Here is a 19,146-nt window from a genome sequence, read left to right on the forward strand (position 1 = left end):
AGCGTTGTCCGGTATGTGGAAGATCGTCGGATTTCTCGTCGCCGTGTACCTGGTGTTCGCCGTGCTCGGCGTGATCATCGAGGGTCTGGTGTGGCTGACCGTCCTGGCCGGGGTGGCGTTCCTCGGGACGGTGGCCTACGGCGCGATCAAGGGGCGCTCGGACAAGCAGATCCGGTAGCGGCGAACTCCCGGTACAGCCGGACGTGCCGGTCGGCCGCCGCCGTCCAGGAGTGCCGGGCGGCGAGCTCCCGGCCGGCGCGTTCCCGGACCGGGTCCGGCCCGGCGACGGCCGCGGCGAGCCCGGCCGCGAAGCCGGCCGGATCGGCGGCGAACCGGGCGGCCGGGCCGAACACCTCGCGCAGCACCGGCAGGTCGCGGGTCACCAGCGGCACCCCGGCGGCGAGCGCCTCCATCGCGGCGAGGCCGAACCCCTCCTTGACCGACGGGAACGCGAACGCGGCGGCGCCCGCCATCAGGCCGGGCAGGTCGTCGTCGTCGACCGGGCCGAGGATCTCCGGGGTCACACCCAGCTCGGCGGCCCGCGCGAGCACCGACGCCCGGTAGTCGCGGTAGTCGAACAGCGTCTCGCCGCCGCCGACGACCAGCCGCAGCCCGGGCAGCAGGGCCATCGCCTCGACCAGGTCGGCGGTGCCCTTGCGCGGCTCGATCCCGCCGACCGAGAGCACGTAGCGGCCGAACCGCTCCCGCCACGGACCGCCGTCGGCGCGGGCGAAGCGGGCCGCGTCGACGCCGTTGCCGATCACCGTGGCGTCCCGGCCCCAGCCGTCCCGGACCTCCGCGGCGACCGCCCGGGACACGCACACCAGCGCGGCCGGGGAGGCGATCGCGCGCTCGTGGCAGGCGACCAGCTCGGGGGTGCTGAACTCGTCGACGTGGTGCACGGTCCGCAGCAGCGTCCGGTAGCCGTGCGCGCGGCCCTCGGCGTTGGCGGACAGGCAGTCCTGCGCGTGCCGGATGCCGGCGCCGGGCGCCCGGCCGAGCGCGTCGGCGAGCAGGTCGATCGAGCGCAGGATGCGGGCGCCGACCGGCTCGCCGTCGAGATCGGGCACCGGGACCAGATGCACCCGCACCCGGGGGTCGACCGGCCGGAAGAAGCCGGTGTCGCCGCCGCGGGCCAGCGAGTACACGGCGACGTCGTGCCCGGCGGCGGCCAGCGCCTCGGCCAGCGCCAGGGTGTGCACCACCCCGCCGCGCGGCTTCGTCGAGTACGTCGAGAGCCGGATCCGCAGCCGGTCAGCCACGGTAGAGGTCCGGCCGGCGTTCCTTGAGGTGGTGCAGCACCGCCCGGGCCGCGCCGATCATGCCGTCCGGGTCGACGTCGGCGACCGCCAGGCCGCCCTTCGACCACGTCCTGGCCAGGATCTCGCCGCCCGGCCCGACCACCTTCGCCCGGCCCAGGAAGTGCAGCGAGCCGTTGCGCCCGCTCTGGTTCGCCGACAGCAGCAGCACCTGGTTCTCCGCGGCCCGCGCCTGGTCGTAGAGGTCGAACAGCCGGGCCTGCCGGTCCTGCGCCATCCGCGGGGCCCGGTTGGTCAGCGACGTCGGCCACGCGGACAGGCAGGCGACCAGCTCGGCCCCGTCCAGGGCCAGCGAGCGGGCCGACTCCGGGAACGTCTTGTCGTGGTCGATCAGCATGCCCATCCGGCCCGCCGGGGTGTCGAACGCGGTGAACCCGTCGCCGGGGGTGAACAGCGCGGCGACGCCCGCCGGATGGTGCACCTTGCGGTGCCGGCCGAGCACGCCGTCGCCGGTCAGGCAGACGGCCGAGTTGTAGCGCTCGCCGTCCGGGCCGGCCTCGCAGAACCCGAGGCACACCACCATGTCCCCGGCCAGCTCCACGACCGCGCGCACCTCCGGGCCGTCCGGGTCGAGCGCGGGCGGCAGCGCGGTGCCGTCGGCCCGGGCCGGATCGGGGACGCGCAGGTCGTCCAGGTAGCCGCCGAGCGCCCCGTCCGGCAGCGCCAGCACCGAGACGCCCGCCTCCCGCGCGTGCGCGACGATCACCCCGATGCGTTCGAGATCGAACGCGACGTCCCGGGTGAAGTTCGCCGCGGCCGCGGCGACCCGCACCGCTCACACCCCCGCGGCGACGGGCCGGGGGCCGTAGGCGTCCGGCCGGCGGTCGCGCAGGTGGCTCATGTAGCGGCGGGCGGCGTCGACGGCCGCGTCGACGTCGACCGACGCCACGGCCAGCCCGGCCTCCGGCCCGGTGGTGGCGAGGATCTCGCCGCCCGGGTCGACGACCTTCGCCGCGCCGACGAGCTGCATGTCGCCGAACGTACCGGCCTGGTTCGCCGAGACCCAGACGATCTGGTTCTCCAGGGCGCGGGCCCGGTCGTGCAGGTCGAACCGGCGCGCCCAGCGGTCCTCGGCGAGCACCGGCGCCCGGTCGGTGCGCGACGCCGGCCAGGCCGACATGCACACGACGGTGCGGGCCCCGTCCACGGCCAGCGCCCGGGCCGCCTCCGGGAACGCCTTGTCGTAGCAGATCATCATGCCGATCCGGCCGACCGGTGTGTCGAACGCGGCGAACCGGTCACCGGCCGCGTACGAGGCGTTCTCGTTCAGCGGCTGGTGCACCTTGCGGTGCCGGCCCAGCACGCCGTCGCCGGTGACGGCGACGCAGCTGTTGTACGGCAGCCCGCCGGACCCGGCGTCCCCGGCCTCGCAGTACCCGGCGGTGACGACCATGTCCCCGGCGAGCGCGGCGAGCCGCCGGATCTCCGGCCCGTCCGGGTCGAGCCGGGGCGGGCCGTCGGCGACGTCGCCGTGCAACGACGACAGGTAGCCGCCGAGCGCGGCCTCCGGCAGCGCGAGCAGCTGCACACCCCGCGACCGCGCCTCGGCGACGGTCGCGGCGACCCGGACGAAGTCCTCCTCCAGGTCGCGCACGAAGCCCTGGGCGGCGGCGGCGAACGTCGTCGCGGTCACCGGGCCACCCCCGCCGGGCCCATCCCGGTGACCGGGTCGGGTGCGGCGTCGGTCAGCTCGCCGTCCGGCCAGCGCAGCCGGACCCCGGCGCCGTCGACCAGCTCGCCGCAGACGGCGGACACCGCCGGACCGGCCTGCGGCGCCGGGGCGCCCGGGGCGTCCGCGGTGAGCAGGCCGAACCCGGGGAAGCAGGTGAACCAGTCGCCGACGCTCGCGCCGTCCGGGCGGGGCACGGCGGCGACGTCGAGCAGCGCGCCGGTGCCGGACGCCTCGGCGAGCATGCCGAGGGTCCCGGCGATGCCGGCCATCGAGACGTCCTTCGCTGCGGCCGGGCGGTGTGCCGCGGCGGGGCCGATCGCCCCGACCATCGCGGACAGCTCGGCGCGGGAGCGGGTCGTCGTCGAGTCCCACTGCCGGCCGCCGTAGCCGGGCCGCCAGCCGCCGCCGAGATCGGTGGTCAGCCGGACCCGGTGCCCGGGGCGTCCGCCGCCGCCGGGGACCGGATGCGGGGTGCGGCCGAGCGCGGTCAGCGACAGCGCGGCGGGCACGTCGAGCTGGGTGTGCCCGCCGAGCAGCGGGACGCCGTAGGCGTCGGCGGCGGCCCGCACCCCGGACAGCACCCGGTGCGCGAACGACGCGTCCCGGGCGCCGAGCGCGTCGAGCAGTCCGATCGGGGTGGCGCCCATCGCGGCGAGATCGTTGACGTTGACCAGCACACCGGCCCAGCCCGCCCACTCCGGGTCGCGCTCGACCATCGCCGGGACGATCGCGTCGCAGCAGGCGACCAGGTCGGTGCCGGGCACCGGGGCGCCGTCGTCGCCGACGAACCCGGCCGGGCCGAGCGCGCCGAGCAGCGCCCCGAGCGGGGCCTTGGTCGCGGTCGCGAGCGCCCGGACCCGGGTGATCGGCCAGCGCATCCGCAGGTGTGCGACGCCGGCGACCTCGGTGTGCCGCACCTGCTCCCAGCCGAGCCGGGTGAACAGGGCGGCGTTGCGGGTCTGCACGTCGGCGTCGAACCGCAGCGCGCCCGCGGTCTCGGCGCGGGCGCAGGCGGCGCGGACCAGCGCGGCGCCCACCCGGGCCCCGGCCCGGCTCCGCGCACCCGGCGCGACGACCAGCCGGCTGCCGGTCCACCAGCCGATGTCCGGGCCGTCCGGGGCGGCCGGCCCGAGCCGGACACCCCCGAGCAGCTCGCCGGCGCCGTCGTGGGCGAGCAGGACGACCGCCCGCGGGTCGGTGTCGTGGTCGTCGAGATCGGCGGCGGCCGAGTCGGCGAACAGGCCCTGCTCGCGGCAGAACACCGCGCGCCGCAGCCGCCGGTACTCCGCGACCAGCCGGTCGTCGCCGTCGGTCGCGCGCGCCTCGGTGACGTGCAGGTCGGCGGTGCCGGCCCGGCTCGCCGGGCGGCCGCCGAGCAGCTCGTCGGCGATCCAGCGGGAGGTGCGGGTGAGGTGGGTGTCCACGGTTCAGCCCCCCGCCGCGGACAGCGCGCTGCACGCCCCGCAGGCGGCGCAGCCCGCGGCCTGGTCGGAGCCGCGCATCCCGGAGCCGCGCAGCTCGGCGGCGACCCGGGCGGTGACGTCGGCGAGCAGCGCCGGATCGGGACCGGGCACGCCGTCGTCGAACGCCAGGGTGCCGGGGATCGGACGGTAGGGGACGACGAACGGGTACACCCCGCCGGCGATCAGCCCGGCCGCACCGGCGACCAGCTCGTCCGGGTCCTCGCCGAGCCCGACGATCAGGTAGGTGGAGACGGTGTTCGGGCCGAACACCCGCACCGCCTCGTCCCAGGCGAGCCGGTACTGCGCCAGCGGGACCGTCGCCTTGCCGGGCATCCAGCGCCGCCGCACCTCGTCGTCGAGGGACTCGACGTGGATCCCGATCGCGTCCGCGCCGGCCTCGTGCAGCTCGGTGAGCACGGCGAGATCGTCGGGTGCCGGTGGCTCGCACTGCACCTGCACCGGGAGCCCGGGCACCGCCGCCTTGATCACGCGCACGCAGCGCACCAGGTGCCGGGCGCCGCGGTCGCGGCCGTTGGAGGTGCCGGTGGTGAGCACCATCTGCCGGACCCCGTCGAGCCGGACGGCGGCCTCGGCGACCTCGGCGAGCTGCTCCGGGGTCTTCACGGCGGTGGTGGCGCCGGTGCGCAGCGACTGCTCGATCGCGCAGAACCGGCAGCGGTCGGCCTCGCCGTAGCGCACGCAGGTCTGGACGACGGTGGAGGCGAGCACGTCGTTGCCGTGCAGCCGGGCGATCTGCTCGTAGGAGACGCCGTCGGCGGTCCGCAGGTCGTAGAACGCGGGCCGGTCGACGGTCTCGACGGCGACGCCCATGTCGGTGATCCCGCCCCCGGGATCGTTGCGGACGAGCCTGCCGCCGCGCAGCCGGAACGGCGAGTCCGCGACGATCGGGACGGTGGTCTTCAGGCCGTCGACGAGCACGTGCCCGTCGGCCGACGGGCCGGCGCCGCCGGGGCGGCGCAGCGGGATCGACGACCCGAGATCGGTGACGCGCCCGGCGGGTGCCGGGTCGGGATCGATCGCGACCCCGCGGACGGCCATCTCGGCGCGGGCCTGCAGGCCGAGATCGGTGTCGTGGGACGACGGAGCGGACATGCGGCGGACCTCCAGGGGCGGGCGGTGTGCGCTCGGGAGCGGTTGTGGCGGCCGATCCGGCCGCGACAACCACCCGCGATCCTCAGAGCTGGTAGGTCGAGTTGATGATCGCGCCCTTGCGGGCGTAGTGGATGAGCGCGTCCTGGACGTCGAGCGGGTGGGTCGGGATGACGCCCTCGATGAGGTCCTCCTCGCGGGCGCCGTGCAGCGAGAGCCCGAACCGGCAGCAGTAGACCTTGCCGCCCTCCCCGAGGAACGTCTTCAGCTGGTCGTTGATGTTGTGCTCGCCGGGGAACGCGGACGTGCCGGTGGTCGGGAACCCGCGGGTCGCCAGGCAGTTCAGCGAGCCCGGCCCGTAGAAGTACATGGCGGACTCGAATCCCTTGCGCAGCGCGCGGGTCGCCTGCAGCACGGCCACGAAGCTCACCGACGACTCGTGCGCGATGCCGTGCACCAGGGTGAAGTAGGTCTCGCCGTCCTCGGCCTGCAGGTCGGGGAAGACCTTGGTGCCGCCGTAGATGCTGGAACCCTCGGGCAGCGAGGGGTGCGGGATCTCCTCGAGGCTCTTCTTCTCGACGTCGGACAGCTCGGCGCTGGTCATGTTCTCGGCTCCTCGATGATGTGACGGGTTTTCCGTACGGTTCGCGGGAACGCCGGGAGTAGCGATTCCGGCTCCGGCACCGACAACGACACCAGTGCCGCGTTTCGGAAATGTTGTCGGCGGACTACGTCGGCAATTCCGGATCGGCGATGTGTGACGGTCGCGTTGCGTAACACCGGGAAATATTCCGGTAGTCCGGCCGACACGATTCCGCAATAGAACGGGTCGACCGTGGTGTCCCGGCAGGAGTGCGACGACGTGAGCGAGGGAGTGCCGATGACCGCGGTGGTGCACAGGGACGCGCGACCGGCGCCGGTGTCCGATCTGGACGGTGAGCACCGGCCGGTGGTGGTCGTCGGCGGCGGTCAGGCCGGGCTGGCGATGAGCCGCTGCCTGGGCGTGCGCGGCATCGACCATCTCGTGCTGGAGCGCGACGTCGTCGCCTCCTCCTGGAAGCGGTACCGCTGGGACACGTTCTGCCTGGTCACCCCGAACTGGCAGTGCGACCTGCCGGACTTCCCGTACGCCGGCGACGACCCGCACGGGTTCATGGTGCGCGAGGAGATCATCGGCTACCTGGAGGCGTACCGGGAGTTCGTCGATCCGCCGCTGCGCGAGGGCGTCACGGTCACCCGGCTGACCCGCGACGAGCGCGGCACCTTCACCCTGGAGACGACCGCCGGGACCTGCACCGCCGACCAGGTCGTCGTCGCCACCGGCGGCTACCACACGCCGGTCGTCCCGTCGCTGACCGAGCCGCTGCCGACGGGGATCACCCAGGTGCAGTCCCAGGACTACCGCAGCGGCGCGCAGCTGCCGCCCGGCGAGGTGCTCGTCGTCGGATCGGGGCAGTCCGGCGCGCAGATCGCCGAGGACCTGCACCTGGAGGGCAGGCGGGTGCACCTGGCGGTCGGCAGCGCGCCGCGGGTGGCCCGCTTCCACCGGGGCCGGGACGTCACCGACTGGCTCGACGAGATGGGCTACTACCGGATGCCGGTCACCGAGCACCCGCGCCGGGAGGCCGTCCGCGCCCAGGCGAACCACTACGTCACCGGCCGCGACGGCGGCCGCGACATCGACCTGCGCCGGTTCGCCGCCGAGGGGATGCGGCTCTACGGCTCGCTCGCCGACCACGCCGGCGGCGCGCTGCGCTTCCGGCCGGACCTGGCGGCCGCGCTGGACCACGCCGACGAGGTCTGCGAGTCCATCAAGGAGACCATCGACGCGCACATCGAGCGGAACGGCATCGACGCGCCGCCGGGGGAGCGCTACACCCCGGTCTGGCGCCCGGAGCAGGAGACCACCGAGCTGGCGCTGGACGGCAGCGGGATCACCTCGGTGGTCTGGTGCGTCGGGTTCCGGCAGGACTTCGGCTGGATCGACGTGCCGGTGTTCACCGGCCGCGGGACGCCCGTGCACACCCGCGGCGCCACCTCCGTGCCCGGGCTGTTCTTCCTCGGCCTGCCCTGGCAGTGGACCTGGGGCTCGGGCCGGTTCTCCGGCGTCGGGCAGGACGCCGGGTACCTCGCCGAGCGGATCCGCTCGCAGCGCGGGCTGGTCACCACCGGCGGCCGCGGGGACGTCTGCAACGTGCTGGCGCTGGGATCCTGAGTGGACCCGTCCGATCTCGGCGGGCGGCCCGGGCTCGGTCCGGTGCTGCCGCCGTCGCGGGTGGAGCCGGAGCCGCCGTTCGGCCGGCCCTGGGAGGGCCGGGCGTTCGCGCTGACCGTGCTCACGATGGGCCGGATCTCCGGGCGCAACCTCGACGCGTTCCGGTACGCGCTGTCCCGGCTGGACCGGGCGGCCTACTTCGACGACGGCTACTACGGCCGCTGGCTCAACGCCGCCGAGCTGATGCTCACCGACTCGGCGCTGCTGGCCCCCGGCGCGGTGGACGCGCGGGCCCGCCGGCGGCGCGGGGAGGACGTCACCGAGCCACCGGTGCCGGAACCGGCGCGGCCGGACTACGCGCCGACCGGGCCCGGATCGCTGCGCACGCTGGACCGCCCGCCCCGGTTCGGCCCGGGTGACCCGGTCCGGGTGCTGACCCGGCGGCCCTGCGCCGGGACCGGGCCGTTCAAGGTGCCCGGCTACCTGCGCGGCCGGGCCGGGACGGTGGTCGCGGTGCGGCCGCCGCACGTGCTCCCGGACACGCACGCCGTGTTCGCCGGGGAGCACCCGCAGCACGTGCACACCGTCGCGTTCGGCTCCGCCGAGCTGTGGGGTCCCGGCGCGGAGGAGGCCACCGTGCACGCCGACCTGTTCGAGATCCACCTGGAGCCGCGATGACCGACGACCGGATCCCGCCCGCGCTGCGCACCGAGGCCCTCGAGGAGCTGCTCGTCGAGCGCGGGCTGGTCGATCCGGCGGTGATGGACGGGTTCGTCCGGACCTACGAGAACGACGTCGGCCCGCTCAACGGCGCCCGGGTCGTCGCCCGCGCCTGGACCGATCCGGAGTTCCGGGGGTGGCTGCTGCGCGACGGCACCGCCGCGATCGCCTCGCTCGGGTTCACCGGGCCGCAGGGCGAGCACATGGTGGTGCTGGAACAGACCGGGCAGGTGCACCACGTGGTGGTCTGCACGCTGTGCTCCTGCTACCCGTGGCCGGTGCTCGGCCTGCCGCCGAGCTGGTACAAGGACCCGGCCTACCGGGCCCGGGTGGTCCGCGAGCCGCGCACGGTGCTCGCCGAGATGGGGCTCGACGTCCCCGCCGGTCGGCGGATCGAGGTGTGGGACTCCTCGGCGGAGGTCCGCTACCTGACGCTGCCGCGGCGCCCGGCGGGCACCGCGGGCATGACCGAGGACGAGCTGGCGGCGCTGGTCACCCGGGACGCCATGGTCGGGGTCGCCGAGATCGGCCCGGCCGGGGCGGTCGCATCGTGACCGGCCGGGACGGCCGCACCGGGACCGCCGGGGCCCCTGGGGCCCCTGGGACCACACTGGACACCAGCGGGCCGGCCGCGCCGCCGCGGTCCAACGGCGAGCTGGTGTTCGCCGAGCCGTGGGAGGGGCGCGCCTTCGGGATGGCGGTGACGCTCGCCGAGAGCGGGTTGATCGGCTGGGACGGTTTCCGCGACCGGCTGGTCGCCCGGATCGCCGAGGACCCGCAGCGGGCCTACTACGTGAGCTGGCTGGCCGCGCTGGAGGACGTGCTCGTCGGGGCCGGGCGGATCGGCGTCGACGACCTCGGTGTCCGCGCGGCCCGGCTCGCGGACCGTCCGGCCGGGCACGACCACGGCCAGGGGGACGGGCACGGCGACGGCCAGGGCCGCGGTCACGGCCACGCCCACGCCCACGGCCGTCCGGCATGATCCTTTAGCCGGTGCGACGCACGGTGGCAAAGCCTCATCCCCGACCGGGTGCACGAATCACCCCTGCGGTGTCACCGCCGGGTAACCGTTTGCCTTCCGTACCGCCGGAGCCCCCGGGAGCGGCTAACGTGCAGGCCATGGGTGGATCCGGGTCGCTGGTCCTGAGGACCGTGGCCTGGTGCGCGGGCGTGCTGCTGGCCGGTGCCGGACTGCTCACCGCGCTCGTCGTCGGGGTCGGCGCTCTGGTCGGTCCGGAGGAGGCGCACTCCGACGACCGCCCGGACACCGCGCTGCAGGAGTTCACCCGGCTCGCCGCGGACGACCCCGGTGCGGCGCTGCGCGCGTGCACCCCCGCCCGCGGCACCGACTTCGACGCCCTCGCCGCCGCGCTGTCGCCCGGTGCCGTGCCGGGGGAGCAGCGCTTCGCCGTGACCGAGGGGCCGCTGCTGTTCCTGTCCGCCCCGGTGGACGGCGACGATCTCGTCGAGCGCGACGGCGACCGGGCCGTGTGGGTCTACGGCGGGCAGGGGTTCGCCGCCGTCACCGACGACGCCCGCAGCCTCTCGCCGGACCTGCCCGGTCCGGCGTTCTACGGGGTGGACGCCGAGGCGTCCGGCGTGGTCCGGGTCGCCACCTGCGTCGAGGCCGCGCTGCGGGCCGAGGCCAGCGGGGTCGCGGCCGAGCAGGGACCGGCCCTGCCGGTCGGCGGCGGCACGGACGGTCGCTGAGCAGCCGGGTCGCCGAGCTGCGGCCGGTCAGCCGCCGGGCAGGATCATGCAGCTCGACGTGGCCTCGCCCAGCAGCTTCCCGCCGGCGTCGGTCAGCTCGGCCCTGGCGAGCGCCGTCCGCCGCCCGGCGTGCACGACGTGCCCGGTGCAGGTCACGGTGCCGGTGTCGACGGTGATCCGGCGCAGGAAACGCACCGACAGGTCCAGGCTGGTGTAGCCGGTCCCGGCGGGCAGCGTGGAGTGCACCGCGCAGCCGCACGCCGAGTCGAGCAGGGTGGCGTAGACGCCGCCGTGCACCGAGCCGATCGGGTTGTACTGGTGCTCGGCTGGCTCGAACTCGAAGACCACCCGGCCCGGCTCCGCGGACACCGGACGGAACCCGACCAGGCTGCCGATCGGGGCGCCGGGCAGCCGGCCGTCGGCGATCCGGCGCAGGAACTCCAGGCCGTCGAGCTCGGTGGCGGCGGCGGCCAGTGCCGCCGGGTCGGACCACTCGTGCTCGCGCCGCCGGGTCGCGCCGGCTGCGGCGCCGGTGGCAGGGCCGGCTGAGGTGTCGGCGGTCATGGTTCCTCCAGGTCGGGTGCGGGGGAGCCCGGCGTGGCGCCGGGGCCGGGTTCGAGCAGCACGCGATCGCCCGCGCCGAGCCGGTGGCCGTCGGCGCAGACGCTCACCAGCCGCACCGGGGCGCCGCAGCCGGCGTGCCTCCGCACCACCGGCGGCCCCTCCGGGCCGGCCAGGTGCCGGTCGCCGAAGTCCATCATCGCGGCGAGCACGACGCCGAGATCCCGGCCGCGCCGGGTCAGGTGGTACTCCGGGCGGGTCCGCGATCCGGGCTCGCGGTACTCCGACCGCTCGACGATCCCGGATCCGACCAGTGTGGACAGTCGCCGGCTGAGCACGGTGCGGGCGATGCCGAGGTCGCGGGCCAGGTCGTCGAACCGGTGGATGCCGCGCCCCAGGTCCCGCACGATCAGCACCGCCCACGGGTCGGACAGCAACGCCATCGTGCGCGCCACCGAGCAGGCCGGGCCCGCGACGGTCTGCGACGTGTCCATCCCCGGCTCCTGGGTATCGGTGAGCTACTCAGCTGGACCGTAACCCGCGCCGCGGTCGTCGGGGAAGGGGATGTGACCCGGCCCGGCTCGCCGCGCGCATTTCAGCATGCTGAATTCCGCCTTGTGACCGCGCAGCGCCGCGACCTGTACTGGCGCCCGACGCCCCCTCGGCGACCCGAGCGGCGCAGCCCGGCGAAGGGAACAGGAACGATGATGATCCGAGGCGCTGTCCTGGCGAGCCACGGCCGGGAGGGGCCGTACGCACGGTCCCGGCCCATCGCCGTCACCGAGCTGACCCTCGAACCCCCCGGACCGACCGAGCTGCTGGTGCGGATCGAGGCGGCCGGGATCTGCCACTCCGATCTCTCGGTCGTCAACGGCGCCCGGGAGCGGCCGCTGCCGATGCTGCTCGGGCACGAGGCCGCCGGCCGGGTGGTCGAGCGCGGTGCCGAGGTCGGCGACGTCGGCATCGGCGAGCGCGTCGTCATGACCTTCCTGCCGCGCTGCGGCGACTGCGCGCAGTGCGCCACCGACGGCAGGCTCCCGTGCGCCCCGGGCAGCGCGGCGAACACCGAGGGCCGGTTGCTCGGCGGTCGCCGGCTGCACCGGGACGGGATCGACGTGCACCACCACCTCGGGGTGTCCGCCTTCGCGACGCACGCCGTGGTGGACCGTCGTTCGGTGGTGCCGGTCGATCCGGACGTCCCGCCGGACGTCGCGGCCGTACTCGGCTGCGCCGTGCTCACCGGCGGCGGCGCCGTGCTGAACGCCGCCCGCCCGGACCCGGGTGACGTCGTCGCCGTCGTCGGGCTTGGCGGGGTCGGCATGGCCGCTCTGCTCACCGCCCTCTCGCTCGGGTGCACGGTGATCGGGATCGACGCGCTCCCGGCCAAGCTCGACCGGGCCCGCGAGCTGGGCGCGAAGGAGGTGTACACGCCCGAGCAGGCGCTGGAGAGCGGGGTGCGGGCGTCGGCCGTCATCGAGGCGGCCGGGCACCCGCGGGCCTTCGAGACGGCGGTCCGGATCACCGCCGCGGGCGGCTCGACCACCACGGTCGGCCTGCCCGCCCCGTCGGCCCGCTCGACGATCGCCCCGCTCGGGCTGACCACCGAGGCACGGATCATCCAGGGCAGCTACCTCGGGTCGGCCGTCCCCGCGCGGGACGTCCCCCGGTTCGTCCGGATGTGGCGGGACGGCCGGCTGCCGGTCGGCGAGCTGATCTCGTCCCGGACGAGCCTGGACCGGATCAACGAGGCGATGGACGAGCTCGCCGCCGGGCGCGCCGTCCGCCAGATCATCATGTTCGACCCCGAAGGAGAGCAGACCCCGTGAACGCCCGTGAGACGACCCTGCTGGAGGCCCTCCCGACCGGGCTGTACATCGACGGGAAGTGGGTGGACGGCGCGGACGGGACCTTCGACGTGCACGACCCCGCGACCGGCGAGGTCCTCGCCCGGGTCGCCGACGCGTCCGCGCAGGACGGGCTGCGGGCGCTCGACGCCGCGGCCGCGGCGCAGCGGTCGTGGGCGCGCACCCCGCCGCGGGAACGCGGCGAGGTGCTGCGCCGCACCTGGCAGCTCCTCGAGGACCGGGCGGAGGACTTCGCCCTGCTGATGACGCTCGAGATGGGCAAGCCGATCGCCGAGTCGCGGGCCGAGGTGGCCTACGGCGGCGAGTTCCTGCGCTGGTTCGCCGAGGAGGCGGTGCGCATCTCCGGACGCTACGGCCCCGCACCGGAGGGCCGCGGTCTGATGACCGTCTCGCACCGCCCGGTCGGCCCCTGCTACCTGGTGACCCCGTGGAACTTCCCGCTGGCGATGGCCACCCGCAAGATCGCGCCCGCGGTCGCCGCGGGCTGCACCGCGGTCGTCAAGCCCGCGGAGCTGACCCCGCTGACCACCCTCGCCCTGATCGACCTGCTCACCGAGGCGGGCCTGCCGCCCGGTGTGGTCAACGTGGTCACCACGTCCCGGCCGGAGCCGCTCTCCGACGCCCTGCTCGCCGACCGCAGGCTGCGCAAGCTCAGCTTCACCGGATCGACCCGGGTCGGGGTCTCGCTGCTCCGCAAGGCGGCCGGGAACGTCCTGCGGACCTCGATGGAGCTGGGCGGGAACGCCCCGTTCGTCGTGTTCGAGGACGCGGACCTCGATCGCGCGGTCGACGGCGCCGTGCTCGCGAAGTTCCGCAACATCGGGCAGGCGTGCACGGCGGCCAACCGGTTCCTGGTGCACCGCTCCGTCGCGGACGAGTTCGTCGCCCGGCTCACCGACCGGGTCGCCGCGCTGACGGTCGGGCGGGGCACCGAGGACGGTGTCGAGATCGGGCCGCTGGTCAGCGACCGCGCCGTCGAGGGGTCGGCGCGGCTGGTCGGCGACGCGGTGGCCCGCGGTGCGGTGGTCCGGACCGGCGGGCGGGCGCCGGCCGGTCCGGGTCACTACTTCGAACCCACCCTGCTCGACGGGGTGACCGCGGAGATGGCGGTGTCGGCCGAGGAGATCTTCGCGCCGATCGTCGGCGTCCAGCGGTTCGACACCGAGGACGAGGCCGTCGCACTGGCGAACGCCACCGACTTCGGCCTGGTCGGCTACGTCTTCACCCGGGACGCGCAGCGCGGTGCCCGGATGATGGAACTGATCGAGACCGGGATGCTCGGACTCAATGTGGGCGCGGTGTCGAACGCGGCCGCACCGTTCGGTGGGGTCAAGCAGTCCGGGCTCGGCCGCGAGGGCGGCGCCGAGGGCATCGGCGAGTACCTGGAGACCACCTACACCCTCACGCCGTCCCCGTTCGGCTGAGCAGCCACCACCATCCGGATCACCCAGGAGCAACCGTGACCAGCACAGCTCACGCACCCGGTCGGTCGGGGCGCAGACACACCCTGCTCTCGAGCGTCGTCGGCGCCGTCGTCGAGTGGTACGAGTACACGATCTACGCAACCTCGGCGGCGCTGGTGTTCGCACCGCTGTTCTTCCCCAGCGACAATCCCGCCGCATCGCAGATCGCGGCGTTCGCCTCGTTCGGTGTCGGCTTCGTGGCACGCCCGATCGGAGCCTGGGTCGCCGGGCACTACGGCGACCGGATCGGCCGCAAGGCGACCCTGCTCGCCACCTTCACGGTCATGACGGCGGCCACCGCGGCGATCGGGCTGCTCCCGGACTACGGCGCGATCGGCCTGATGGCGCCGGTCCTGCTGTGCCTGCTGCGGCTGCTGCAGGGCTTCGCCGTCGGCGGCGAGTGGGGCGGCGCCGCCATCGTCGCGGCCGAGAGCGCCCGATCGGACCGGCGCGGCTTCGCCGCGTCCTGGCCACAGATCGGGGTGTCCAGCGGGCTGCTGCTGGGCACGCTCGCGGTCGCCGGCTCGCAGCTGATCTCGGGTGACGAGTTCATGACCTGGGGCTGGCGGCTGCCGTTCCTGCTGAGCATCCCGCTGGCCGCGGTCGGGCTCTACATCCGGCTGCGGGCGACCGAGAGCCAGGCGTTCCTGCGGGCCCGCGACGCCGGCTCAACCGCGCCGGAGCGGGCCCCGATCGTCGAGGTCGTCCGCTCGCACCGGCGCGCGCTGGCGACCGCGGTGGCCGTGGGCTTCGGCCACTCCGGGACGTACTACCTGTTCACCGTGTTCCTCATCGCCTACGTGGCCGGGACCCTCGGGGTGCCGGCCGGCACCGGGCTGCTCGCGGTGATCGTCGGGTCGTCGCTCAACATCCTGCTGATGCCGGTGGCCGGGCTGGCGTCGGACCGCTTCGGGCGCCGATGGGTGCTGGGTGCGGGCGCGGCGCTGCTGATCGTGTCGATCTGGCCGATCCTGCTGCTCGTCGGGACCGGCCGGACCTGGGCGATCGTGCTCGGTATCGCCTTCTACCTGGGTGCGGTGCACACGCTGCTCTACGGGCCGCTGCCCGCGCTGTTCACCGAGCTGTTCCCGACCCGGGTCCGCTACACCGGCATCTCGGTGTCCTACCAGTTCAACGCGGTGCTGCTGTCCGGGTTCGGACCGGCCCTGTTCTCGGTGCTGGTCGCATGGTCCGGATCGGTCTGGCCGCTCGCGCTGTTCGGGATGCTGATGGGGGTCATGACGATCGTCGGCGTGGCCTCGACCAGGGAGACCCGCGGGACCGACCTCGACGACGTCGGGGCCCGGCCGCGTCAGGCGGTCACGGCCTCGTAGCAGTCGGGGAGCCGGGCCGCGCCCAGCGTCCGGGACAGCACGGCGGCCGAGGAGACGACCGAGCGACGCAGACCGTGCCGCAGCGCCGCCGACATCCGGGGGGCCGGGACCGAGATCCCGATGGCCCCGACGACGGCGCCGGTGTGGTCGAAGATCGCGGCGCTGACGCACTGCAGTGCCTCGATGCACTCCGCGTCGCTCTCGCTGTAGCCGAGCCGGCGGACCTCGTCGAGGTCGCCGACCAGCTCGGACACCGTGCGCCGGGTGGTGGACGTGAAGACCTGGAGCCCGCCGTCGGGTGGGTACAGGGCGGCGACGTCCGGCCGCCACGCCAGCACCGCCTTGCCGACGGCGGAGGCGTGTGCGGCGACCCGGCGCCCGAGCGCGGTGACCGAGGGCGGCGGCCGGGAACTGCTGAACCGGGCGATGTAGACGACGTCGGTGCCGGTCAGCACGCCGAGGTGGACGGTCTCGTCGAACTGGCGGGCGATGCGCAGGCCCTCGCCCCGGAACGACTCGACGAGCTCGTTCCCGTCGGAGTAGGCCTGGCCCAGCCGCAGCATCCCGACGCCGAGCGAGTAGCGCTTGCGGCTGCTCAGCCGGACCGCCTCGGCCTCGCGCAGGCTGCCGAGGATGGTCAGCAGCGAGCTCGCCGGGAGCCCGGTCCGACCGGCGAGCTCGCTGAGCGTGAGGCCGGACGGCTCGGTCGACAGCTCGGACAGCACGGCGAAGGCACGGCCGACCGCGGGCGACCGGTAGGCGCGCGCCTCTCCGGCCCGGCTCATCGCGACACCCGTCGCGCGGGGGGTCGGATCGCTCGCTCGTCTGGCACCGGTGCTCCTGGGACGGGGGCCACCCGCGTTGCGTCGCGGCCGATCCCGATCGTACCCGCGGGGGGTGGTTGGGCGGACGTGCAGCGGGAAGCCGGGGAGGGCACACCCACCGACCGAGGAGGAGAACACCGTGACGAACGAACTCGACGGCCGGACGGTCGCGATCCTGGCCACCGACGGCGTGGAGCTGGTCGAGCTCGTGCAGCCCCGCGACGAGCTGCGCCGGGCCGGGGCCCGGGTGGACGTCGTGTCGCTGTCCACGGACCCGATCCAGTCCATGAACGCCGACATCAACCCGGCCGAGAAGGTCGACGTCGACCGGGCCGTCGCGGACGTGTCCGCCGACGACTACGACGCGCTGGTGCTGCCCGGCGGCACGGTCAACCCGGACAACCTGCGCGCCGACCCGGCCGCGGTCGCGTTCGTGCAGGCGTTCTTCGTCGCCGGCAAGCCGGTCGGCGCGATCTGCCACGGCCCGTGGACGCTGATCGAGGCCGACGTCGTCCGCGGCCGGACGCTCACCTCGTACCCGAGCATCCGGACCGACCTGCGCAACGCCGGCGCCACCGTCGTCGACGAGCAGGTGGTCTGCGACGAGGGTCTGGTCACCAGCCGCAACCCGGACGATCTCGACGCGTTCTGCGCGAAGCTGATCGAGGAGTTCGAGGAGGGGCGCCACCCGGTGCACCCGGCCGGCGCCACCGCCTGATCCCGCGCGCGCCGACGGGCCCGGACCCCCCGTGGGTGCCGGGCCCGTCGCCCGTCCGTCGATCAGCCCTCGATCAGCCCTCGACCGGGCCGGGCAGGCTGCGGATCTCGAGGCGCTCGTCGTCGATCGTGGAGTCGCAGACCGCGCACCGGCCGTACTCGCCCCGGTCGCGCGGGCCCCGGCGTCGCCGAGGTCCATGCCCTCCGCGCTCCGGTCCTCGCCGGGCGCCGGGCGCGCTCGGTGGTGACGTCGCCGCGGCCGTTTGCCACCCCCGGTCCCGGGTAGCCGCCGCGTGGCCGGAACACGACCCAGCAGCAGGAGGCATCCGTGCCCGACAGCCCACCCGCCCAGCAGCAGAGCCCGCCCGGGGACACCGGGTCGATGGAGCCCGATCCGCGCGACGAGATGCGCGGCTACCGCGGTCGTGACCTGCTCGAGGGCACCGCCGCGCTGGTCACCGGCGGCGACTCCGGGATCGGCCGCGCGGTGGCCGTCGCGTTCGCCAAGGAGGGGGCCGACGTCGCGCTCGCCTACCTGTCCGAGGACGCCGACGCCGAGCACACCGCGGCGCTGGTCCGGGCGCAGGACAGGCGCTGCCTGCTGCTCCCCGGCGACCTCGGCGACGCGGAGCACTGCGCGGGGATCGTGGCACGGACGGTGGACGAGCTCGGCCGGCTGGACACCGTCGTCAACAACGTCGCCACCCAGCAGCCCTACGACTCGCTGACCGACATCACCGACGAGCAGTGGCTGCGCACCTTCGAGGTGAACGTGCACAGCTTCTTCCGGGTCACCGCCGCGGCCCTGAAGCACCTGCCCGACGGCGGCTCGATCATCAACACCGGATCGGTGAACGGGTTGCGCGGCAACAAGTCGCTCATCGACTACTCGGCCACGAAGGGGGCCGTGCAGTCGCTGACCTACTCGCTCGCGCAGTCGCTGGCGGACCGGCGGATCCGGGTCAACTGCGTCGCACCCGGGCCGGTGTGGACACCGCTGATCCCGGCGACGATGCCGCCGGACAAGGTCGAGGGGTTCGGCGAGCAGACCCCGATGGGCCGGCCCGCCGATCCCGACGAGATCGCGCCGTCGTACGTGTTCTTCGCCGCGCCGGCGCTGTCGTCGTACTACACCGGTGAGGTGCTGGCGCCGGTCGGCGGCGAGACGATGCCGGGCTGAACCGGACCGGGCCGGGCGGGGCCGGGCGGGATCCCGCCCGGTCAGTCCTGCTCGGCCAGCCCCTCGCGCAGCCGGGCCAGGGTCCGGCTCAGCAGCCGGGACACGTGCATCTGCGAGATGCCCATCTCGGTGGCGATCGAGGACTGGGTGCGGTCGCCGTAGAACCGCATCATCAGGATCGTCCGCTCCCGCTCGGGCAGCCCGCGGATCAGCGCGTTCATCTCCCCGCGGTGCGCGGCCAGGTGCAGGTCCGGGTCCTCGCCGCCCATCTGCTCGCCGAGCGGGATGCCGTCGCCGGACTCCGCGCCGTCCCCGGTGGGGGCGTCCAGCGAGCGGGCCCGGTGCGAGTCGAGCGCGCCCAGCGCGTCGACGATCTGGTCCACCCCGACGTTCAGCTCCCGGGCCAGCTCGGACGGGCGCGGTGCCCGGCCCAGCTCCTGGCCCAGGGTGTCGGCGGTGCGCTGCACCGTGACGGCGAGCTCCTTCAGGTCCCGCGGCACCCGCACCGACCACGAGTGGTCACGCAGGTAGCGCTTCATCTCGCCGCGGATGCTGGGCACGAAGAACCCCAGCGGGCCGCCGGTCGCGGACGCCGGGTCGTACCGGTCGACCGCCTTGACCAGGCCGAGCATCCCGGCCTGCTCGACGTCCTCGATGCCGCGCCCGCCCGGCGCGAACCGCCGGGACAGGTTGCGGACCAGCGGCCGGAGCTCGCGGATCACGTGGTCGCGCAGGTCGCTCCGGGTGGTCGAACCCTCGTCCGCCCCGGCGAGCTGCTCGAGGTGCGGGATCAGGTGGTCGTAGCCGGTACGGCCCTCGCGGGCGGTGCCGACGGTGCCGGTGCCTGGGCCTGTGGTCGGTCTCGTTGCAGTGCGCATCTGGGTCCCTCGCGTTCGCCGATGGCTGGTGCGGGGTCCGCTGCGTGGTTGAACGGATCGCCGTTGACGGTCGCCGCACGATGTCCGCGATGAAAAGCGGCTTGCGATGCGACCG

General features: G+C 74.9%; 21 protein-coding genes. 11 read left to right on the plus strand and 10 right to left on the minus strand.

The features are described from left to right. Window positions 1-13 precede the first annotated feature (13 nt). Window positions 14-178: a hypothetical protein gene (locus ABD160_RS13570; protein WP_344022173.1), complete on the plus strand. Its 165-nt coding sequence runs from the start codon at window positions 14-16 to the stop codon at window positions 176-178. On the opposite strand, the gene ABD160_RS13575 is transcribed toward ABD160_RS13570, so the two are convergent. The 6 genes from ABD160_RS13575 to ABD160_RS13600 all read right to left on the minus strand — a co-directional run bounded on the left by ABD160_RS13575 (window position 147) and on the right by ABD160_RS13600 (window position 6,168). Further along, a complete protein-coding gene (locus tag ABD160_RS13575) occupies window positions 147-1,262 on the minus strand; it encodes an MSMEG_0565 family glycosyltransferase (protein ID WP_344022175.1) in 1,116 nt (371 codons plus the stop codon). The two genes, ABD160_RS13570 and ABD160_RS13575, sit on opposite strands and share 32 nt — an antisense overlap. Further along, on the minus strand, window positions 1,255-2,091 hold the full coding sequence (locus tag ABD160_RS13580; RefSeq protein ID WP_344022177.1) for a carbon-nitrogen hydrolase family protein: 837 nt from the start codon (window positions 2,089-2,091) through the stop codon (window positions 1,255-1,257). The genes ABD160_RS13575 and ABD160_RS13580 overlap by 8 nt, the downstream gene beginning before the upstream one ends. Before the next feature lie 3 nt (window positions 2,092-2,094). After that, complete coding sequence (locus ABD160_RS13585) at window positions 2,095-2,952, minus strand: carbon-nitrogen hydrolase family protein (RefSeq protein WP_344022179.1); 858 nt, start codon at window positions 2,950-2,952, stop codon at window positions 2,095-2,097. Beyond that, complete coding sequence (locus tag ABD160_RS13590) at window positions 2,949-4,415, minus strand: MSMEG_0567/sll0787 family protein (RefSeq protein WP_344022181.1); 1,467 nt, start codon at window positions 4,413-4,415, stop codon at window positions 2,949-2,951. The genes ABD160_RS13585 and ABD160_RS13590 overlap by 4 nt, the downstream gene beginning before the upstream one ends. A 3-nt stretch (window positions 4,416-4,418) precedes the next feature. After that, window positions 4,419-5,567 (minus strand): MSMEG_0568 family radical SAM protein, encoded by a 1,149-nt coding sequence (locus ABD160_RS13595; protein WP_344022182.1) that lies wholly within the window; start codon window positions 5,565-5,567, stop codon window positions 4,419-4,421. Window positions 5,568-5,649: 82 nt separating this feature from the next. Continuing rightward, window positions 5,650-6,168, minus strand: coding sequence for an MSMEG_0572/Sll0783 family nitrogen starvation response protein (locus ABD160_RS13600; protein ID WP_344022184.1), 519 nt, complete (start codon window positions 6,166-6,168; stop codon window positions 5,650-5,652). 258 nt (window positions 6,169-6,426) lie between these two features. On the opposite strand from ABD160_RS13600, the gene ABD160_RS13605 reads away from it, so the two are divergent. The 5 genes from ABD160_RS13605 (at window position 6,427) to ABD160_RS13625 (ending at window position 10,209) form a co-directional block, all read left to right on the plus strand. After that, window positions 6,427-7,779: an MSMEG_0569 family flavin-dependent oxidoreductase gene (locus tag ABD160_RS13605; protein WP_344022186.1), complete on the plus strand. Its 1,353-nt coding sequence runs from the start codon at window positions 6,427-6,429 to the stop codon at window positions 7,777-7,779. After that, window positions 7,780-8,457: an SH3-like domain-containing protein gene (locus tag ABD160_RS13610; RefSeq protein WP_344022188.1), complete on the plus strand. Its 678-nt coding sequence runs from the start codon at window positions 7,780-7,782 to the stop codon at window positions 8,455-8,457. It abuts the gene before it with no gap. Next, the gene (gene nthA, locus ABD160_RS13615; protein ID WP_344022190.1) at window positions 8,454-9,053 is read left to right on the plus strand and encodes a nitrile hydratase subunit alpha; all 600 of its coding nucleotides are present in this window, start codon (window positions 8,454-8,456) and stop codon (window positions 9,051-9,053) included. The genes ABD160_RS13610 and nthA overlap by 4 nt, the downstream gene beginning before the upstream one ends. Beyond that, entirely contained in the window at window positions 9,050-9,481 is a 432-nt protein-coding gene (locus ABD160_RS13620; RefSeq protein ID WP_344022192.1) for a nitrile hydratase accessory protein, read from the plus strand. The genes nthA and ABD160_RS13620 overlap by 4 nt, the downstream gene beginning before the upstream one ends. A 137-nt stretch (window positions 9,482-9,618) precedes the next feature. Beyond that, window positions 9,619-10,209: a hypothetical protein gene (locus ABD160_RS13625; protein ID WP_344022194.1), complete on the plus strand. Its 591-nt coding sequence runs from the start codon at window positions 9,619-9,621 to the stop codon at window positions 10,207-10,209. Between the two features lie 27 nt (window positions 10,210-10,236). On the opposite strand, the gene ABD160_RS13630 is transcribed toward ABD160_RS13625, so the two are convergent. Both ABD160_RS13630 and ABD160_RS13635 read right to left on the minus strand, forming a co-directional pair. After that, window positions 10,237-10,773, minus strand: coding sequence for a PaaI family thioesterase (locus ABD160_RS13630; RefSeq protein ID WP_344022196.1), 537 nt, complete (start codon window positions 10,771-10,773; stop codon window positions 10,237-10,239). Next, window positions 10,770-11,264: a winged helix-turn-helix transcriptional regulator gene (locus ABD160_RS13635; protein WP_344022198.1), complete on the minus strand. Its 495-nt coding sequence runs from the start codon at window positions 11,262-11,264 to the stop codon at window positions 10,770-10,772. Before ABD160_RS13635 ends, ABD160_RS13630 begins: the two co-directional genes overlap by 4 nt. A gap of 213 nt (window positions 11,265-11,477) precedes the next feature. Here ABD160_RS13635 and ABD160_RS13640 point away from each other — a divergent pair, with 213 nt between their 5' ends. The 3 genes from ABD160_RS13640 to ABD160_RS13650 are packed head-to-tail and all read left to right on the plus strand — an operon-like array spanning window position 11,478 to window position 15,432. Continuing rightward, window positions 11,478-12,596 (plus strand): alcohol dehydrogenase catalytic domain-containing protein, encoded by a 1,119-nt coding sequence (locus ABD160_RS13640; RefSeq protein WP_344022200.1) that lies wholly within the window; start codon window positions 11,478-11,480, stop codon window positions 12,594-12,596. Further along, window positions 12,593-14,059, plus strand: coding sequence for an NAD-dependent succinate-semialdehyde dehydrogenase (locus ABD160_RS13645; RefSeq protein ID WP_344022202.1), 1,467 nt, complete (start codon window positions 12,593-12,595; stop codon window positions 14,057-14,059). Before ABD160_RS13640 ends, ABD160_RS13645 begins: the two co-directional genes overlap by 4 nt. 35 nt (window positions 14,060-14,094) lie before the next feature. Continuing rightward, window positions 14,095-15,432: an MFS transporter gene (locus ABD160_RS13650; protein WP_344022204.1), complete on the plus strand. Its 1,338-nt coding sequence runs from the start codon at window positions 14,095-14,097 to the stop codon at window positions 15,430-15,432. On the opposite strand, the gene ABD160_RS13655 is transcribed toward ABD160_RS13650, so the two are convergent. Next, window positions 15,411-16,217: an IclR family transcriptional regulator gene (locus tag ABD160_RS13655; protein ID WP_344022206.1), complete on the minus strand. Its 807-nt coding sequence runs from the start codon at window positions 16,215-16,217 to the stop codon at window positions 15,411-15,413. The genes ABD160_RS13650 and ABD160_RS13655 overlap by 22 nt on opposite strands. Before the next feature lie 178 nt (window positions 16,218-16,395). Between ABD160_RS13655 and ABD160_RS13660 the strand changes: the two genes are divergently transcribed. Further along, a complete protein-coding gene (locus tag ABD160_RS13660; RefSeq protein WP_344022208.1) occupies window positions 16,396-16,974 on the plus strand; it encodes a type 1 glutamine amidotransferase domain-containing protein in 579 nt (192 codons plus the stop codon). Between the two features lie 381 nt (window positions 16,975-17,355). Beyond that, the gene (locus ABD160_RS13665) at window positions 17,356-18,153 is read left to right on the plus strand and encodes an SDR family oxidoreductase (protein ID WP_344022353.1); all 798 of its coding nucleotides are present in this window, start codon (window positions 17,356-17,358) and stop codon (window positions 18,151-18,153) included. Between the two features lie 41 nt (window positions 18,154-18,194). Here the strand turns inward: ABD160_RS13665 and ABD160_RS13670 are convergent, their stop codons facing one another. Continuing rightward, window positions 18,195-19,031, minus strand: coding sequence for a sigma-70 family RNA polymerase sigma factor (locus ABD160_RS13670; RefSeq protein ID WP_344022210.1), 837 nt, complete (start codon window positions 19,029-19,031; stop codon window positions 18,195-18,197). Window positions 19,032-19,146: the final 115 nt, after the last annotated feature.

The organism is Pseudonocardia kongjuensis (assembly GCF_039526905.1).
Lineage (GTDB): Bacteria > Actinomycetota > Actinomycetes > Mycobacteriales > Pseudonocardiaceae > Pseudonocardia > Pseudonocardia kongjuensis.

What these genes read in the sequence shown, in the direction of transcription:
- ABD160_RS13570 (WP_344022173.1), top strand. Translation starts at nt 14, where the DNA reads ATGTGGAAGATCGTCGGATTTCTCGTCGCCGTGTACCTGGTGTTCGCC.
- ABD160_RS13595 (WP_344022182.1), bottom strand. Translation starts at nt 5,567, where the DNA reads ATGTCCGCTCCGTCGTCCCACGACACCGATCTCGGCCTGCAGGCCCGC.
- ABD160_RS13600 (WP_344022184.1), bottom strand. Translation starts at nt 6,168, where the DNA reads ATGACCAGCGCCGAGCTGTCCGACGTCGAGAAGAAGAGCCTCGAGGAG.
- nthA (WP_344022190.1), top strand. Translation starts at nt 8,454, where the DNA reads ATGACCGACGACCGGATCCCGCCCGCGCTGCGCACCGAGGCCCTCGAG.
- ABD160_RS13625 (WP_344022194.1), top strand. Translation starts at nt 9,619, where the DNA reads ATGGGTGGATCCGGGTCGCTGGTCCTGAGGACCGTGGCCTGGTGCGCG.
- ABD160_RS13630 (WP_344022196.1), bottom strand. Translation starts at nt 10,773, where the DNA reads ATGACCGCCGACACCTCAGCCGGCCCTGCCACCGGCGCCGCAGCCGGC.
- ABD160_RS13635 (WP_344022198.1), bottom strand. Translation starts at nt 11,264, where the DNA reads ATGGACACGTCGCAGACCGTCGCGGGCCCGGCCTGCTCGGTGGCGCGC.
- ABD160_RS13640 (WP_344022200.1), top strand. Translation starts at nt 11,478, where the DNA reads ATGATCCGAGGCGCTGTCCTGGCGAGCCACGGCCGGGAGGGGCCGTAC.
- ABD160_RS13655 (WP_344022206.1), bottom strand. Translation starts at nt 16,217, where the DNA reads ATGAGCCGGGCCGGAGAGGCGCGCGCCTACCGGTCGCCCGCGGTCGGC.
- ABD160_RS13665 (WP_344022353.1), top strand. Translation starts at nt 17,356, where the DNA reads ATGGAGCCCGATCCGCGCGACGAGATGCGCGGCTACCGCGGTCGTGAC.
- ABD160_RS13670 (WP_344022210.1), bottom strand. Translation starts at nt 19,031, where the DNA reads ATGCGCACTGCAACGAGACCGACCACAGGCCCAGGCACCGGCACCGTC.